Raw genomic sequence first — 14,703 nt, forward strand, 5'->3', positions numbered from 1 at the left:
GACGGCGTCGGTGCGAGAATCGAAGCGCAGGGACATCCGGCATCCGACCGGACCCGCGAGCGGACGGAGACCGGCATGACGCGTGCACTCTTCATCGTCGACGTGCAGAACGACTTCACGGAGGGCGGCGCCCTCGGCGTGGACGGCGGAACCGCCGTCGCCGCAGGCATCACTGCGTACCTCTCGGCGCACCGCGCCGACTACGACCTCGTCGTCGCCTCCCGCGACTGGCACACCGCGGACAGCGACAACGGCGGCCACATCGCCCTGGCGGGCGAACCCGACTACGTCGAGACGTGGCCGGTGCACTGCATCGCCGGCACGCCCGGCGCCGAGTACCACCCGGCGCTGGACGTCTCGGGCGTCGACGTCCACGTCAAGAAGGGCCAGGGCGTGCCCGCCTACTCGCTCTTCGAAGGCGTCGACGACGACGGCCGGCACGTCGCGGCGCTGCTGGACGAACGAGGCATCCTCGAGGTCGACGTGGTGGGCATCGCGACCGACTACTGCGTGCGGGCGAGCGCCCTCGACGCCATCGAGCGCGGACGCGTGGTGCGGGTCCTCACCGACCTCGTCGCAGGCGTCGCGCCCGAGAGCTCGACGGCCGCCCTCGCCGAACTGGGGCACTCCGGCGCCCGCATCGAGGCGTCGGGCGCCGCCCGGTGAGGCTCGCGGGACCCCCGCGGAGCGTCCCGACCCTGAGCGTCGACGCGAGCGACGGCGTCGCCCTCGCGTACCGCGTGTTCGGGGGCGCCGACGCCGACCCGGACCTGCGGCCCGTCGTGCTCGTGCACGGCTTCGCGTCCTCGGGCGAGACGACGTGGGGGCTCACCGGCTGGATCGCCCGGATGCTCGAGTCCTCCCGCGCCGTCGTCGTGCCCGACCTGCGTGGGCACGGCGCGAGCGGCAAACCCCGCGAGGCAGCCGCCTACACGCCCGAGCGGCTCGGCCGGGACCTGCTCGCGGTCGCCGACGCGGCCGGGGCCGAGGAGGTCGACCTCGTCGGGTACTCGCTCGGCACGCGCGTGATCTCGGCCTTCGCCGCGCTCGCCCCCGAGCGGATCGGCCGGATCGTCTTCGGCGGCGCCGGTGAGCGGCCGATGTTCGACACCTGGGATGGGGCCGCTGCGCGGGCGGTGCTCGCCGGGGAGGCCGCAAGCGCGGATCCGCTCGTGCAGCAGCTCCTCGTGCCAGCGCTCGCGGCGGGTGCCGACGCCCGGGTGCTGGCCTCCGTCATCGAGGGGATGGCCGCCGCGCCGCTCGGCGTGCCCGACGGCATCCCGCTCTGCATGGTCGTCGGTGCGGCCGACCCGGTGCCGGTCGGCGCCCGCGGACTCGCCGAGCGGTGGGGCGCCGAGTTCCTCGAACTGCCGGGGCGCGATCACGTCTCGACGGTGCGGGCGAGCGCGTTCCAGCGCGCGGCGATCGCGTTCCTCGACCCGGGCCCTGCCGATTGAGGAATCGTCGCCGCGCAGGCGGTCGGCTCAGGCGGCCGGGGAGACCGTCGTGACGAACGAGACGTGCTGGGCGTTCGTCCAGGGGCTGCGGCCCGCGAAGACGGCCGCACGCTCGGGGGAGGCGGCCCACTTCGCGTCGAGCGCCTCGTAGTCGGACTCGTCGCCCGCGGCCGAGGAGAACCACGTGAACTCGTGCGTCACCGGGTTGTAGAAGGCGTCGCCGATCTCGTAGCCGAACGCGCGGCGCGCCGGGACGAGGAGCGACGGCCACCACTCGAGGAACTCCGCGACGAGTTCGGGCTTGAGTTCGTATCGGCGCAGCTGCACGGTTCGCATCCGTCGAGCCTACCGAGCGGGGCAGGGCGGCCCTAGCCTGGTGGACGCAGCGCCGCGAGGGCCGTGCGCTGCGCGGGAGGGACGACATGCGACTGGGCGGCGCATCCGCACTCGTGACCGGCGGGGCCTCCGGGCTCGGCGCCGCGACGGCCGCCGCGCTCGTGGAGGGCGGGGCCCGCGTGGTCATCCTCGATCTACCCGGATCGACGGGCGAGGAGACGGCGGCGCGAATCGGGGCGACGTTCGTCCCGGCGGACGTGACCGACGAGGGCCAGGTGCGCTCCGCTGTCGAGGCGGCGCAGGCGCTGGCACCCCTGCGCGTCGCCGTCAACTGCGCGGGGATCGCCACGGGCGCCAGGACCGTCGGACGCGACGGGCCGTTCCCACTGGAACTCTTCGAGCGGACCATCCGGGTCAACGTGATCGGCACGTTCAACGTGACCCGGCTCGCGGCCGCGGCCATGGCGGCGAACGAGCCGGGTGTCGGACAGGTGCCGGGCGGGCCCGAGACGCCCGAGCGCGGCGTCATCGTCAACACGTCCTCGGTCGCCGCCTTCGACGGGCAGATCGGCCAAGCGGCGTACTCGGCCTCCAAGGGCGCGGTCGCCGCCATGACGCTGCCGATCGCGCGCGACCTCGCCGCCCAGCTCATCCGGGTGGTCGCGATCGCGCCCGGCATCATGGAGACGCCGATGCTCGCCGGCCTGCCCGAGGACGTGCGGACCTCCCTCGGCGCGCAGGTGCCGCATCCGGCCCGCCTCGGCTCGCCAGCCGAGTTCGCCGCCCTCGTGCGCTCGGCGGTCGAGAACCCCTACCTGAACGGCGAGGTCATCCGCTTCGACGCGGGCATCCGGATGCAGCCGAAGTAGGCCGCATCCGGATGCCGGTGCCCGCTCGTCAGCCGGCGACGCGGCGCCGGCTGCGGTTGCCCGGGAATTCGAGCGTGCCGCGCCCGCCGCCGCGGGCGGCCTTGACGATGCCGTCGATCGCATCCCAGATGCAGAGGCCGACGATGACGACGATCGCGACCGCGCCCGTGGAGGCGAAGACCTCGTCGGCGTTCGCATCGACCAGATCGAGGAACGTGCGCGCGAACTCCGGGTTCAGGAGGTCGCCGGTCGCGATGAGCCAGATCGCCGGCACCGCGAATGCGGCGTTGAGCACCACGTTGACGGCGGCCGCGGGCCACGTCCAGTCGGAGCGGTAGATCCAGTACGCGAAGCCCGCCTCGAGCACGAGCAGCCCGAGCAGGTAGGGCAGCCAGAACGACCACAGGTCGGGGTTCAGCATCGGGATCGAGCCGAGCTCGTGCCCGATCCACGGGAGCCCGAACTGCTGCCAGATCACGAACGCGGCCGCAATGGCGAGCCACACGAGCGAGGCGATCAGGTCGGTGAGGCGGTTCGGACGGCGCACGTCCGGCAGCTGCGGGAGCTGCTCGGGGGTCCAGGCGAGCAGGTCGGTCGGTTCGCCCGGCGTGCGGTCGATGAACGCGAACACGAGCGTCACCCAGAACGCGAGCTGCACGGCCACCGAGATCGTCACGCCGATCGTGGGGCCGATCGCGCCCCAGCCCTCGCCCGCGATGAGCATGCCGAGCAGTACGGCCGCGGCGACGATCGGCGGCACGAGGCACTCCAGGAAGATCAGGAGCCGCTTCCAGATGAAGTAGACGCGCGGGCCGATGAGGGTCGCCGGGTGGTCGGCGTAGCGCGCGGCGAGCACGGCGGGATGCCCGAGGTCGACGAGCGCGTCGCGCTCCGCGGTCTCGGGGGTCGAGGTGCCCTCCTCCAGGCGGGCGTCGATGCCGTCGGCGATGCGCTCGGCGAGATCCCGCTCGAACTCGGCTCGCTGGCCGGCGGGCAGTACCCGCGATGCCGCGAACAGGTAGCGGTCGGTCAGCGTCGTCGTGGCGGTCATCGTTCGGTCCTCTCAGCAGGATCGACGGACTCGGGGTCCGCCGGGGCGGTGTCGGATGCCGGTTCGGCGGAGTCGGCAGCCTGGTCGGCTGCCTGGCTGGATGCCGTCTCGGCGGCGGCGAGTGCGGTGACGGCGTCGTCGAGGCGTCGCCACTCGGCGAGGAGGCGCTCGGCGAGCTCGGCGCCCGCGGCGCTCGTGCGGTAGAACTTGCGCGGCCGCGCCTCGTCGGTGTTCCACTCGCTCGTGAGCAGCCTCTGCTTCTCGAGGCGGCGGAGGAGCGGGTAGAGCGTGTTGGCGTCGACGAGGATGCCCGCCGCGTCGAGCGACTCGAGCAGCGCATAGCCGTAGTCGGGCCGCTCGAGCCGCGCGAGGCACGCGAGCACGACGGTGCCGCGCCGCAGTTCCTGCAGGTGGCCGGCGACGGTGTCGTCGGGGAGCGGTTCGTTCATGATCGGCACGTTACTGTGTCACGCGCACTATTGCAACAAACGCGATGCCGTTCGTCCACGAGCATCCGTTCGGAGCGGTCCCCGCCCGCTCCCGCTCGCACCCGCTCGCCATCCCTGGACACGCGAACGGTCGCAAATCGTTGCTTCGCGGAGGTGAAAGCGACGGTTTGCGACCGTTCGGTGTGTATTTCGTGTGTGCGTGTGGTGCGGAGCGTGATGGACGGGCGAGGGGGTGGGCGGCGGGTCAGGCCTGGCGCGCGTGGTGCTCCAGGAACTCGTAGACCGTCTGGTCGTCGACGCCGGGGAAGAGCCCCGTCGGCAGTGGCGAGAGCACGTGGGCGTGGAGGCGCGCGCTCGGCCAGGCGTTGCCCGCCCAGCGCGACTCGAGGTCGTCGCTCGGTCGGCGGCAGCACGAGGGGTCCGGGCAGCGCGACTCGGCGCGCACCGTCGTCTCCCGGCCGCGGAACCACTTCGCCTGGCTGAAGGGCACGCCGAGCGAGATGGAGAACTGCGCATCGCGCGTCGTGCCCGTCTGCGTCGCGCACCAGAACGTGCCGGCCGGGGTGTCGGTGTACTGGTAGTTCTCCGTGGTGCGATTCTGCTCGTCGAAGGCGCGTCGCGCGCTCCACTGCTTGCACACCCACTGGCCCTCGATGGAACCGGTGACGTCGGTCGGGATCGGGAGCCCGTCGTTCTCGTAGCCCTTCAGCAGCGCGCCGTCGCCGGCGACCCGGAGGAAGTGCAGGGTCATGTCGAGGTGCTCGGTCGCGAGGTTCGTCATGCGCAGGGCGGCGGCCTCGTGGGTCACGCCGAACGCGTCGCGGAAGTCCTCGACGGCGAGGCGCTTCTCCTTCTTCGCCGCCGCGAGGAACTCGACCGAGGCGGCCTGGGGCATGAGGCAGCAGGCCGCGAAGTAATTGATCTGGAGCCGCTGCCAGAGGAACTCCGCGTACGAGTCGGGGCGCTCGTGGCCGAGGAGGCGGTGCGCCATGGCCTGCAGTGCCATCGAGCGGAGGCCGTGACCGCCCGGGATGGAAGCGGGCGGCAGGTAGATGCGGCCGTTCGCGAGGTCGGTGATCGAGCGCGTCGAGTCGGGGAGATCGTCGACGTAGATGAGCTTGAAGCCGAGCTGCTCGGCCATGACGCTGACCTCGCGGTGGGTGACGGCGCCCGTGACGTGCCCGGAGGCGCGGACCCGCTCCTCGGCGAGGTCCTCGATGTCGGGCAGGTAGTTGTTGCGGGCGCGCATGAGCTCGCGGAGCTCGGTGTTGGCGCGGCGGGCCTCTTCCGGGGTGGCGATGGCCTCGCGGGCGCGCCGCTGGAGCTCGCGGTGCAGCCCGATCACGGATTTCAGCTGCTCGTCGCTCGTGCCGCGGCCGGGTTTGAAGTCGGGCAGCCCGAGCTCGGCGTAGATCGGGCTCTGCTGCGCCTTCTCGAGCTCGAGCTCGAGCGCGGCCCGTGGATTCGGGGCCTCCTTCGCGAGGAGATCGGGCATGCCGACGCCGAGCGCGGCGGCGATCGCGTCGAGCGTCGAGAGGCGGGGTTCGCGTTTGCCGGTCTCGATGAGGGAGAGCTGGCTGGCGGCGAGGCCGACGTCGGCGCCGAGTCGATCGAGGGTCATTCCCGCCTCGGTGCGGAAATGGCGGATGCGGCGGCCGAGGGTCGCCAGATCGGGTACTCCGGTGTCCATTCCTTCACTGTAACTAAAGAAGCGCAGTTCTTTACGACTGTTTCGTCATTCAGGATGCCGATTCCTGCAAGAAACTCGAATCCGAACGGTCTCCCGCTGAACCGATCGTCCGCCGATGAGCCGAAGGAGTCGCACGCCATGACGAGCTCGAACCCCCGCACCCGCCCGACGTCCGCCCCCGAGCCGGTGCGCGCCCGCGACGCCGCCGGGCGCGTCGTGCTCGGCACGCCGAGCACCGACCCCGCGCTCGCCGCGTGGGTCGCCGAGTACGCCGACCTCGTGCGGCCCGAGGCCGTGGTGTGGTGCGACGGCTCCCGCGCGGAGAGCGACCGCCTCACCAAGCAGCTCGTCGCCGAGGGCAAGCTCATCAAGCTCAACCCCGAGTGGCGCCCCGACAGCTACCTCGCCCGCACCGACCCCGGCGACGTCGCCCGCGTCGAGTCCCGCACGTTCATCTGCTCCGAGCGCGAAGAGGATGCCGGCCCGACGAACAATTGGCGCGACCCCGACGAGATGCGCGCGGAGCTCACCGGCGTCTTCGCGGGGGCGATGCGCGGACGCATCCTCTACGTCGTGCCCTTCTCGATGGGCCCGGTCGGCGGCCCGCTCTCGGAGCTCGGCGTCGAGCTCACCGACTCGCCCTACGTCGTGCTCTCGATGGGGCTCATGACGCGCATGGGCGCCGAGGTGTTCCGCCGCATCGAGGCCGGCGACCGCTGGGTCAAGGCCGTCCACACGGTCGGGTACCCGCTCGTCGACGCCGCGGGTGCCGCGCGCCCCGACGTCGAGTGGCCCTCGAACCCCGAGAAGTACATCGTCCAGTTCCCCGAGACCCGCGAGATCTGGTCGTTCGGCTCGGGCTACGGCGGCAACGCGCTGCTCGCGAAGAAGTCCTTCGCACTGCGCATCGCCTCGGTCATGGCGCGCGACGAGGGCTGGCTCGCCGAGCACATGCTGCTCATCCGGCTCACCTCGCCGACGGGCAAGCGCTACCACCTCGCGGCGGCGTTCCCGTCGGCGTGCGGCAAGACGAACCTCGCGATGCTGCGCCCGACCGTGCCCGGCTGGAGCGTCGAGACCCTCGGCGACGACATCGCCTGGATGCGTCCCGGCCCCGACGGGCGTCTGCGCGCCATCAACCCCGAGGCCGGCTTCTTCGGCGTCGCTCCGGGCACCGGCGAGACGACGAACCCGACCGCGGTGCAGACCCTGTGGGGCAACACGATCTTCACCAACGTCGCGCTCCGCGAGGACGGCGACGTGTGGTGGGAGGGGCTCACCGACGAGGCGCCGGCGCGGCTGACGGACTGGGAGGGCAACGCCTGGACCCCGGAGTCCGGCCGACCCGCGGCGCACCCGAACTCGCGCTTCACGGTCGCCGCGTCGCAGTGCCCGCAGCTCGCCGCCGACTGGGAGGACCCCGCCGGGGTGCCGATCGACGCGATCCTCTTCGGCGGCCGCCGCGCGACCAACGTGCCGCTCGTCACCGAGGCCCGCGACTGGGAGCACGGCGTGTTCATGGGCGCGACGATCTCGTCCGAGCAGACGGCCGCCGCGGAGGGCACGGTCGGCTCCCTCCGCCGCGATCCGTTCGCGATGCTGCCGTTCTGCGGCTACAACATGGCCGACTACTGGGCGCATTGGCTCAAGGTCGGCGAGTCGCTCGGCGACGGCGCCCCGCGCGTCTTCCAGGTGAACTGGTTCCGCAAGGAGGACGGGAAGTTCCTCTGGCCGGGCTTCGGCGACAACGTCCGCGTGCTCGAGTGGATCGCGGGTCGCCTCGACGGCGACGCGGCCTCGGTCGACTCGCCCATCGGCCGCGTCCCCGCCCCCGGCGCGCTCGACGTCAGCGGGCTGGGCCTCACCGACCGCGCGCTCGAGGCCCTCTTCGAGGTCGACCCCGCGCGTTGGAGCGCCGAGGCCGACCTCACTGAGGAGTACTTCGCGACCTTCGGCGCCAAGGTGCCGCCCGCCCTGCACGCCGAACTCGCGAGCCTGCGCTACCGCCTCCGCGAGGCGGCGGCCGGCGCCGAGGTCGACCGGGCCGAGGCCGAGTCGGTCGTCGAGGCCGCCGAACGGGTCGTCGTCAACGCCGCCTGAACGATCTCCCCGCCTTCCCGGGACCCCCTCGCCGCCGCTAGCGTGCGGTGAGGGGGTTTCCGCATGGAGGTCGGGGGATTCGTGTCGGCGCTCGGCGAGATCGTCGACGCGATCGGGGTGGTGGCGATCGTCATCGGCGTGCTCTTCGCGCTCGTCGACGGCCTCGCTCGGCTGCTGCGCCGCAACGCCGACGTCTACGACCGGTTCCGCCGCGTCCTCGGGCGCGCCATCCTCATCGGCCTCGAGCTGCTCGTCGCCGCCGACATCATCAAGACCGTCGCCGTGACCCCGACCCTCGAATCGGTGACGGTGCTCGCGATCATCGTGCTCGTGCGCACGTTCCTGTCGTGGTCGTTGCAGCTCGAGGTCACGGGACGCTGGCCGTGGTCGCCTCGGCCCGCGGCCCCGGCTGCGGCCGGGACGATGACGGACGGCGGGAACGGCACCGGCGCCGTCCCCGAGGGGAACGGCGCCGGCGAGGCATCCTGACGGAATCGTGCGATCAGGCCGAGAGTTCGGCGAGCTTGACCTCGATGACGCTCATCGCGTCGTCGATGAGGGCCTCGGAGATGACGACCGAGGGCAGGAAGCGCAGCACCGAGTCCCACGAGCCGGCGTCGAGCGCGATGACGCCGTTCGCCGCCGCGTGGTCGATGATCGCCTTCAGCGCGGCCGGGTTGGGGTCGCGAGTGCCGGGGACGACGAGCTCGACGCCCCACATCGCGCCCTTGCCGCGTACCTCGCCGACGATGCCGAACCGTTCGGCCCAGTCGCCGATGCGGGCGGCGAAGGCGCGCTCGACGCGCTTCGCCTCCTCGATGAGGCCCTCGCGCTCGATGAGGTCGAGCGTGGCGAGCGCGGCGGCGGTCGAGACGGGGTTGCCGCCGAAGGTGCCGCCGATGCCGCCGGGCTGCACGGCATCCATGATCTCGGCGCGGCCGGTGACGGCCGCGAGCGGGAAGCCGCCCGCGATGCCCTTCGCGCTCGTGACGAGGTCGGGCACGACGCCGAAGTGCTCGATCGAGTACCACGCGCCCGTCCGGGCGATGCCCGCCTGGATCTCGTCGGCGACGAAGAGGATGCCGTGCTCCTCGCAGAACGCCTTGAGCGCCGGGAAGTAGCCCTCGGCGGGGATGACGATGCCGCCGTCGCCCTGGATCGGCTCGACGAAGATCGCCGCGACCTCGGAGGCGCCGATGTGGGTGACGATGTAATCGATCGTTCGGGCCGCGGCCGCCTCGCCGGACAGGCCGTCCTTGAAGGGGTAGCTCGAGGGCACGCTGTAGAGGTCGCCCGGGAACGGGCCCATGCCGGCGCGCTCCGGCCAGGGGCGGTAGGTCATCGCCATCGTGAGGTTGGTGCGACCGTGGAAGGCGTGGTCGAGGCTCAGGATGACGCGCCGGCCGGTGGCCTTGCGAGCGATCTTGACGGCGTTCTCGACGGCCTCGGCGCCCGAGTTGACGAGCACCGAGCGCTTCTCGAAGTCGCCGGGGGTGAGTTCGGCGAGCTTCTCGGCGACCTGCACGTAGTTCTCGTACGGGGTGACCGTGAAGAGCGTGTGGGTGAGCTTGGACGCTTGCGCGGCGGCGGCGGCCGCGACCGACGGGTCGGCGTGGCCGATCGTCGTGACGCCGATGCCGCAGCCCAGGTCGATCAGCTGATTGCCGTCGACGTCGACGAGGATCGCGCCCGCGCCGTGGTCCATGAAGATGTCGGCGAGGGTGCCGGCGCCGCGGGAGACCGCGGCACGTCGTCGCTCCAGCAGCGCCCGCGAGGCGGGGCCGGGCAGTTCGGTGACGAGCTTGCGTTCCTGGGGTACGGAGAATTCCACCCCTCCAGCCTACGTCCGGCCGTGTTGCCGGTCGATTTCGGGCGGCACCGGATCCGCCGACCGTGCGATGGTCGGAGAGACCGCCGCGCGGATCCCGTGGGCCGCGACCAGGCTGGGGCCGTCGGGGATCCGTGCGCGGCGGACGATTCAGCCGATGACGGCGGTCGCGGGGTCGAAGAAGCGCAGCAGGCTCGCGGGGGCGTAGCGGTACTCGATGGAACCCGAGGCGCCGGGCTCGGCCGGGCCGATCCAGGAGCTCGTGCCCTCGTGCAGACGGGCCCAGCCGTCTCGGAGCTGGAGGTCGATGCCGAGCACGAACGCGATCGCGGGGGTCGCGCCGGCGCGGACGTCGAGGGAGCCTTCGACGAGCTCCGAGGCATCCAGCTCGAGGTCGTCGTCGGCGCGCACGTCGACGAGCGGCCGCGCGGTCGGCGTCGCGAAGCCGGGGGCGTCGAAGGGGCTCGCGGTGCGCGAGTCCGCGACGATGCCGAAGTGCACGCTCGTCGTCACGCGGCTGAGTTCGGCGGCGCCGTCGGCGAGGAGCCGGCTGCCGACGCGGAAGCGGTAGTAGAGGCGGCCGTCCTCGCGGGCGGGCGGCAGCTGGAGTTCGGCGGCCCAGTTGCGCGACCACGACAGCGTGCGTCCGCCGGTGGGCGGGTCGTAGACGCTCGCGGTCGCGCGCACGGCACCGTCGGCGCGGGTCGCACCCGCTCGCAGCGCATTGGCGAGACTCGCACTCGGCGCGGCGTCGCGGACGGCCTCGAAGGCCGGGATCGCGCCGGACTCCCAGTGCCGCAGCCACGTGCGGATGTGCGCGGCGACGGGGTCGAACGAGCCGCCCCGGGCAGCGGTGTCGAGCGGTTCGACCGGTTCGTGCGGCGCGTCGGCGCCGAGACGGTCGACGAGCTCGCGCGGGGTCTCGGGGGCCTCGGCGCCGGTGGCGATCGAGGCGCGGTACGCAGCGGTGCGGGAAACGGTCTTCGTGGACATGCGGGAAACGGTAGGCCCGGGCCCCGACGGCCGGATCCGCGCCATCACTGAGAAAAGCTCAGGGCTAACCCATGCGTCCCGAGCGTCCGAGTGCGCATCTGCGCACGGTGCGGCAGCGCCGCCTCGCAGCGCCGGGCGTCAGGCGACGGGACCGGCGAGCAGCTGGTGCTCGGCGAGCTCCCGGTAGAGCGGCGTCGTGCCGAGCAGCTCGGCGTGGGTGCCGACGCCGGCGACCGCGCCGTTCTCGAGCACGATGATCGCGTCCGAGTCGACGACCGTCGAGAGGCGGTGCGCGATCACGAGCAGCGTGCGGTCCTCCGCGACGGCGTCGATCGCCTCGCGCATGAGGCGTTCGTTGACGCCGTCGAGGCTCGAGGTCGACTCGTCGAGCAGCAGGATGGGCGGCGCCGCGAGCAGCGCGCGGGCGATCGCGAGGCGCTGGCGCTCGCCGCCCGAGAGCATGATGCCGTCCTCGCCGACCTGCGCGTCGATGCCTGCGGGGTCGCGGTCGACGACGGCACCGAGGTTGACGGCGCCGAGCACGGCGCGGCACTCCTCGTCGGTGGCGTCGGGGGAGGCGAGGCGCAGGTTCTCGGCGATCGTGCCGGCGAGCACAGGGGCATCCTGCTCGACGTAGCCGATCTGGGCGCGGAGTTCGCCGCGGTCGAGGCGCTTGATATCGAGGCCGCCGAGGCGGATCTGCCCGGACTCCGGGTCGTAGAAGCGCTCGACGAGCTGCAGGATCGTGGACTTGCCGGCGCCCGACGGGCCGACGAGGGCGACGCGCTTGCCGCGCGGCACTTCGAACGACACGCCACGCAGGACGCCCGCAGGGCGTTCGGCGCCGTCGTCGCCGGCATCATCGCCGCCCCGGTAGGCGAAGCGCACGTCGTCGAAGACGAGGGCGGGCGCCTCCGGCTGCACGCCGGCGTTCGCCGGACCGACGAGGACCGCCTCCGGGGCGATCTCGCGGTCGGCGTCGGACTCGTTCGGCAGTTCCAGGATCTCCTGGATGCGCCCGAGCGCGCCGAGCGCCTGGTTCACCGACGTGATCGCGCCGAAGAACAGGCCGAGCGGCATGACCATCATGAAGAGGAAGAGGATGAACGTGACGAGGTCGGCGACCTCGATCGCACCGGAGGCGACCCGGTAGCCGCCGACGCCGAGCACGACGAGGAACGACACCTGCAGGGCGATGCCGGCGACCGGCACGATGAGGGCCGAGATCCTCGCGACCTGGACGCCCATGCGCCAGGCGCCGGTGGACTCCTCGTCGATCGCGGCGATCTCGCGCTCGGTCGCGCCGGCGGCGCGGATCGTGCGCACGGCGCCGATGCCCCGCTCGACGGCGGCGGCGACGTCGCCGACCTTCGTCTGCGCGGCGTGCGACGCCTCGCGGACCCGCCCGCTCAGCACCGTGACGACGGTGATCGCGACGGCGATGACGAGCACCGTGAGGCCGAGGAGCACGGGGTCGATGATGAGCATCGCGATGAGGGCGCCGACGAACGTGACCGTGCCGCCGACCGCCTCGACGAGGCCCTGGGTGAGCACCGCGCGCAGCATCGTCGTGTCGGAGCCGACGCGGGAGACGAGGTCGCCGGTGCGCCGTGTGTCGAACTCGACGATGGGCAGATTGAGGATGCGCGCGACGAGGCGCTTGCGGCTCGAGAGCACGATGCCCTCGCCCGTGCGCTGCAGGAGGTAGTGCTGGTAACCCGTGATGATGCCGTTGACGACGACGAGCGCGACGAGCGCCCACACGATCCAGCCGAGCGTCTCGCCCGCCTCGACGACCGTGATGACGCGGCCGACGAGCAGCGGCTGGGCGAGCCCCGCGAGGGCGCCGAGGATGCTGAGGACGGCGACCCACACGAGCACGGGGCGGTGCTCGAGGATGAAGGGGAGCAGTTGCCGGAAGGTCGCGCGCGGTCCGTCCGGGGCGGCGCCCCGTCGTCCGAATCCGCGGCGGCGAGTGGGTTCGGCGGTGCTCATGCGTTCCTTCCGCTGGGGCTCGGGCATCCCGGATGCCGGCCCCGACGGCCGTGCCGTCGGCACTCGGCGCGGGGCCTCGGACAGCCTAGAGCGCGGAGTCTGCGAGCGCGCCCCGAACGGGGGCGGGCGGATCGGCCTCGGTCAGAGCGTGCCCTCGAGCGTCGTGTCGAGGTCGAACTGGAAGCGGCGGCCCGAGACGGCCGTCGGCGTGATGCGCACGAAGAACGGCTTGACGCTCGGGATCCACGGCCGCAGCGACACCGCGCCCTCGGCGTCGGCGATCTCGGCGGGGGTGCGCAGCACCTGCGCGTCGCCGCGCACGACGACGCTCCAGCCGCCTTCGGAGTCGTAGTGGTCGATCTCGAAGGCGACGGCCGTGTTGTCGGCGAGCTCGGCGAGCTTCGTGCCCTGCGCGGTGCGGAACAGCAGCGATCGACCGCTCGCGGCGTAGTTGATCGGGAAGATGTCGGGCTGCCCGCCCGCCGCGGTCGCGAGTCGGCCGAACTCGCTGTTCTGCAGTCGCGTCCAGCACGCCTGCTCGTCGAGGGTCTCCATGAGAGGTCGAGGATCCGTCATGGTCGCATCCTCGCAGGCCCGGGCCGCGGCAGCCACCCTCACACGCGGCCGTACTTCTTGTGCACGGCCTGCTTGCTCACGCCGAGCGCGAGCGCGATGAGCTGCCAACTGCTGCCGGCCGCACGGGCGCGCCGGACGGCGAGCGCCTCGGCGCGGTCGAGCTCGGCCGTCGCCGCGGCGCGGGCGTGGTGGATGCTGCGGAGAGCCCGGTACGGGTCGTCGCCGTCGGCGGCGGCGATCGCGGTGCGGATGGTGTCGTCCATGGGTGTCAACCTATATTGACGATCCGCGAACGTCAACTCGCGTTGACGATCAGGATGTCCGTCGTCGCCGGTAGTGTCGTGCCCCGTGACCGCACCCGTCCTCGTCGCCCGCGACCTCGTCAAGCGCTACGGCGACTTCACCGCCGTCGACGGCCTCGACTTCGAGGTCGCGCCCGGCGAGTCCTTCGGCCTGCTCGGCCCGAACGGCGCCGGCAAGTCCACCACCATGCGCATGATCGGCGCGGTCTCCACGCGCACCTCGGGCGAGCTCAGCATCCTCGGGCTCGACCCCGACCGATCGGGCCCGGAGATCCGCGCCAGGCTCGGCGTCGTGCCGCAGGCCGACAACCTCGACGAGGAGCTGAAGGTCCGCGAGAACCTGCTCGTCTACGGTCGCTACTTCGGGCTGCCCCGGCGGCTCGTCGCCGAGCGCGCCGATGAACTGCTCGCCTTCGCGCAGCTCACCGAGAAGGCCGATGCCCGCGTCGACGCGCTCTCCGGGGGCATGAAGCGCCGCCTCACGATCGCCCGCGGCCTCGTCAACGACCCGCGCATCCTGCTGCTCGACGAGCCGACCACCGGGCTCGATCCGCAGGCGCGCCACATCCTCTGGGACCGGCTCTTCCGGCTCAAGGAGCAGGGCACGACCCTCGTGCTCACGACCCACTACATGGACGAGGCCGAGCAGCTCTGCGATCGGCTCGTCGTCGTCGACCACGGCGGCATCATGGCCGAAGGCTCGCCCGCCGCCCTCATCCGCGAGCACTCGTCCCGCGAGGTGCTCGAGGTGCGCTTCGGGGGCGACCGCAACGCCGAGGTCGCGCCGCAGCTCGACGGCATCGGCGAGCGCATCGAGGTGCTGCCCGATCGCCTGCTCGTCTACGCCCGGAACGGCGAGGCCGCGCTCGAGGCCATCACGCGCGCCGGGCTGCACCCGATCACGAGCCTCGTGCGGCGCTCGAGCCTCGAAGACGTGTTCCTCCGGCTCACCGGGCGGAGCCTCATCGAATGAGCGCGCCCGCCGCCTCCGGTCCGCCCGCCGACGCCGCCGCGGCCGCCGCACGGGACGCCGCCCGAGCCGCCGTCGCGGGCGCCG

Annotated in this window: 14 protein-coding genes and 1 pseudogene; 6 read left to right on the forward strand and 9 right to left on the reverse strand. The window is 72.6% G+C overall.

The window, feature by feature from the left end:
- Window positions 1-75 precede the first annotated feature (75 nt).
- Together GB864_RS11275 and GB864_RS11280 are read left to right on the forward strand one after the other, a co-directional pair.
- Window positions 76-666, forward strand: coding sequence for an isochorismatase family protein (locus GB864_RS11275; RefSeq protein ID WP_160425074.1), 591 nt, complete (start codon window positions 76-78; stop codon window positions 664-666).
- Window positions 663-1,457 (forward strand): alpha/beta fold hydrolase, encoded by a 795-nt coding sequence (locus tag GB864_RS11280; RefSeq protein WP_160425075.1) that lies wholly within the window; start codon window positions 663-665, stop codon window positions 1,455-1,457. The genes GB864_RS11275 and GB864_RS11280 overlap by 4 nt, the downstream gene beginning before the upstream one ends.
- Window positions 1,458-1,484: 27 nt before the next feature.
- Here the strand turns inward: GB864_RS11280 and GB864_RS11285 are convergent, their stop codons facing one another.
- Window positions 1,485-1,793 carry a hypothetical protein gene (locus tag GB864_RS11285; RefSeq protein WP_160425076.1) on the reverse strand — a complete coding sequence of 103 codons (309 nt, stop codon included), beginning with the start codon at window positions 1,791-1,793 and terminating at the stop codon, window positions 1,485-1,487.
- Window positions 1,794-1,879: 86 nt separating this feature from the next.
- Between GB864_RS11285 and GB864_RS11290 the strand changes: the two genes are divergently transcribed.
- Window positions 1,880-2,662 carry an SDR family NAD(P)-dependent oxidoreductase gene (locus GB864_RS11290; RefSeq protein ID WP_160425077.1) on the forward strand — a complete coding sequence of 261 codons (783 nt, stop codon included), beginning with the start codon at window positions 1,880-1,882 and terminating at the stop codon, window positions 2,660-2,662.
- Window positions 2,663-2,690: 28 nt separating this feature from the next.
- Here GB864_RS11290 and GB864_RS11295 read toward each other — a convergent pair whose 3' ends face one another.
- The 3 genes and pseudogenes from GB864_RS11295 to GB864_RS11305 all read right to left on the reverse strand — a co-directional run bounded on the left by GB864_RS11295 (window position 2,691) and on the right by GB864_RS11305 (window position 5,852).
- A complete protein-coding gene (locus GB864_RS11295; RefSeq protein WP_160425079.1) occupies window positions 2,691-3,713 on the reverse strand; it encodes a hypothetical protein in 1,023 nt (340 codons plus the stop codon).
- Window positions 3,714-3,832: 119 nt separating this feature from the next.
- Window positions 3,833-4,162, reverse strand: a pseudogene (locus tag GB864_RS11300) (PadR family transcriptional regulator); the annotation flags it as partial.
- Window positions 4,163-4,406: 244 nt separating this feature from the next.
- Window positions 4,407-5,852: a helix-turn-helix domain-containing protein gene (locus GB864_RS11305; protein ID WP_160425083.1), complete on the reverse strand. Its 1,446-nt coding sequence runs from the start codon at window positions 5,850-5,852 to the stop codon at window positions 4,407-4,409.
- Window positions 5,853-5,990: 138 nt separating this feature from the next.
- On the opposite strand from GB864_RS11305, the gene GB864_RS11310 reads away from it, so the two are divergent.
- Both GB864_RS11310 and GB864_RS11315 read left to right on the forward strand, forming a co-directional pair.
- On the forward strand, window positions 5,991-7,952 hold the full coding sequence (locus tag GB864_RS11310) for a phosphoenolpyruvate carboxykinase (GTP) (protein WP_160425085.1): 1,962 nt from the start codon (window positions 5,991-5,993) through the stop codon (window positions 7,950-7,952).
- A 63-nt stretch (window positions 7,953-8,015) separates the two neighbouring features.
- Window positions 8,016-8,441 carry a DUF1622 domain-containing protein gene (locus GB864_RS11315; protein ID WP_160425087.1) on the forward strand — a complete coding sequence of 142 codons (426 nt, stop codon included), beginning with the start codon at window positions 8,016-8,018 and terminating at the stop codon, window positions 8,439-8,441.
- A gap of 13 nt (window positions 8,442-8,454) precedes the next feature.
- Here GB864_RS11315 and gabT read toward each other — a convergent pair whose 3' ends face one another.
- The 5 genes from gabT to GB864_RS11340 form a co-directional block, all read right to left on the reverse strand.
- Window positions 8,455-9,783, reverse strand: coding sequence for a 4-aminobutyrate--2-oxoglutarate transaminase (gene gabT / locus GB864_RS11320; protein WP_160425088.1), 1,329 nt, complete (start codon window positions 9,781-9,783; stop codon window positions 8,455-8,457).
- Window positions 9,784-9,930: 147 nt separating this feature from the next.
- A complete protein-coding gene (locus GB864_RS11325) occupies window positions 9,931-10,773 on the reverse strand; it encodes a hypothetical protein (protein ID WP_160425090.1) in 843 nt (280 codons plus the stop codon).
- Between the two features lie 138 nt (window positions 10,774-10,911).
- Window positions 10,912-12,768, reverse strand: coding sequence for an ABC transporter ATP-binding protein (locus GB864_RS11330; protein WP_160425092.1), 1,857 nt, complete (start codon window positions 12,766-12,768; stop codon window positions 10,912-10,914).
- A 141-nt stretch (window positions 12,769-12,909) separates the two neighbouring features.
- Window positions 12,910-13,344: a pyridoxamine 5'-phosphate oxidase family protein gene (locus tag GB864_RS11335; protein ID WP_160425094.1), complete on the reverse strand. Its 435-nt coding sequence runs from the start codon at window positions 13,342-13,344 to the stop codon at window positions 12,910-12,912.
- 38 nt (window positions 13,345-13,382) lie between these two features.
- Window positions 13,383-13,607, reverse strand: a complete 225-nt coding sequence (locus GB864_RS11340; protein ID WP_160425097.1) for a hypothetical protein — start codon at window positions 13,605-13,607, stop codon at window positions 13,383-13,385.
- Between the two features lie 85 nt (window positions 13,608-13,692).
- Between GB864_RS11340 and GB864_RS11345 the strand changes: the two genes are divergently transcribed.
- On the forward strand, window positions 13,693-14,619 hold the full coding sequence (locus GB864_RS11345; RefSeq protein WP_160425098.1) for an ATP-binding cassette domain-containing protein: 927 nt from the start codon (window positions 13,693-13,695) through the stop codon (window positions 14,617-14,619).
- Window positions 14,620-14,703 lie beyond the last annotated feature (84 nt).

The organism is Agromyces seonyuensis (genome assembly GCF_009789225.1).
GTDB classification, from domain to species: Bacteria; Actinomycetota; Actinomycetes; order Actinomycetales; family Microbacteriaceae; genus Agromyces; species Agromyces seonyuensis.

Bases quoted from the DNA above. Each gene is read 5' to 3' on its own strand.
- GB864_RS11315 (WP_160425087.1), top strand. From the start codon at position 8,016: ATGGAGGTCGGGGGATTCGTGTCGGCGCTCGGCGAGATCGTCGACGCG.
- GB864_RS11340 (WP_160425097.1), bottom strand. From the start codon at position 13,607: ATGGACGACACCATCCGCACCGCGATCGCCGCCGCCGACGGCGACGAC.
- GB864_RS11310 (WP_160425085.1), top strand. From the start codon at position 5,991: ATGACGAGCTCGAACCCCCGCACCCGCCCGACGTCCGCCCCCGAGCCG.
- GB864_RS11335 (WP_160425094.1), bottom strand. From the start codon at position 13,344: ATGACGGATCCTCGACCTCTCATGGAGACCCTCGACGAGCAGGCGTGC.
- GB864_RS11305 (WP_160425083.1), bottom strand. From the start codon at position 5,852: ATGGACACCGGAGTACCCGATCTGGCGACCCTCGGCCGCCGCATCCGC.
- GB864_RS11285 (WP_160425076.1), bottom strand. From the start codon at position 1,793: ATGCGAACCGTGCAGCTGCGCCGATACGAACTCAAGCCCGAACTCGTC.
- GB864_RS11295 (WP_160425079.1), bottom strand. From the start codon at position 3,713: ATGACCGCCACGACGACGCTGACCGACCGCTACCTGTTCGCGGCATCG.
- GB864_RS11290 (WP_160425077.1), top strand. From the start codon at position 1,880: ATGCGACTGGGCGGCGCATCCGCACTCGTGACCGGCGGGGCCTCCGGG.
- GB864_RS11330 (WP_160425092.1), bottom strand. From the start codon at position 12,768: ATGAGCACCGCCGAACCCACTCGCCGCCGCGGATTCGGACGACGGGGC.
- GB864_RS11275 (WP_160425074.1), top strand. From the start codon at position 76: ATGACGCGTGCACTCTTCATCGTCGACGTGCAGAACGACTTCACGGAG.
- GB864_RS11325 (WP_160425090.1), bottom strand. From the start codon at position 10,773: ATGTCCACGAAGACCGTTTCCCGCACCGCTGCGTACCGCGCCTCGATC.